This is a genomic window from Paracraurococcus ruber, from assembly GCF_004353985.1.
GTDB lineage: Bacteria > Pseudomonadota > Alphaproteobacteria > Acetobacterales > Acetobacteraceae > Paracraurococcus > Paracraurococcus ruber.
Genome location: NZ_SMOA01000664.1, coordinates 1 through 593 on the forward strand (window position 1 = coordinate 1; position 593 = coordinate 593).

At 66.4% G+C, this 593-nt stretch carries 1 protein-coding gene; it reads right to left on the bottom strand.

The annotated features are described in order from the left end of the window. Positions 1-196 precede the first annotated feature (196 nt). The gene (locus tag E2C05_RS32355; RefSeq protein WP_408901647.1) at positions 197-382 is read right to left on the bottom strand and encodes a transposase domain-containing protein; all 186 of its coding nucleotides are present in this window, start codon (positions 380-382) and stop codon (positions 197-199) included. Between the last annotated feature and the right edge of the window lie 211 nt (positions 383-593).

Here is a 593-nt window from a genome sequence, read left to right on the forward strand (position 1 = left end):
GGCGGCTGGCGGCGATCTCCACCGCGCACCGCCTGGCTGGGCATTAGCTCGACACCCGCCACCCAGTGGTCCGCGAGGTGATGCGCGGCATCCGCCGGCAGCATGGTATCGCACCGCGGCAGGCTGCCGCGGCGACCGTCGACGTGGTCAAGGCCATGTGGTCGCCACCTGCGATGATGCCCAGCGTAAGCGGTGTCTACGGACCCTTGCCGCCTTCGGGTGGGGCTGGGGCCGTTTTTGAGTCGGCCCAGTGCCAGGGCATCAGTTCATCGATGCGGTCATTGGGCCAGCCGTTGACGAGGCGGGTGAGCAGGTCGGTGAAGTAGCGCTGCGGGTCGACGCCGTTGAGCTTGATGCGGTGGATGGCCTCCGCTCCCGGCACCACTATGCCAAGGCGGCCGTCGAACCCGGCCGGCAGGAAGGAGGCTACCCATGGTTGAGATCAACACAATCGGACTCGATATTGGCAAGCGCGGGCATTGTTCTCTTATGGCGGGCTCGGAGATCAAGCCCTCCTTTCTCGCCGTTGCAGCGGTGATGGGTGCACCTGTCGGGGCATGGTTCTCTCCGCGGTCGGCGTTTGCCGCCGCATG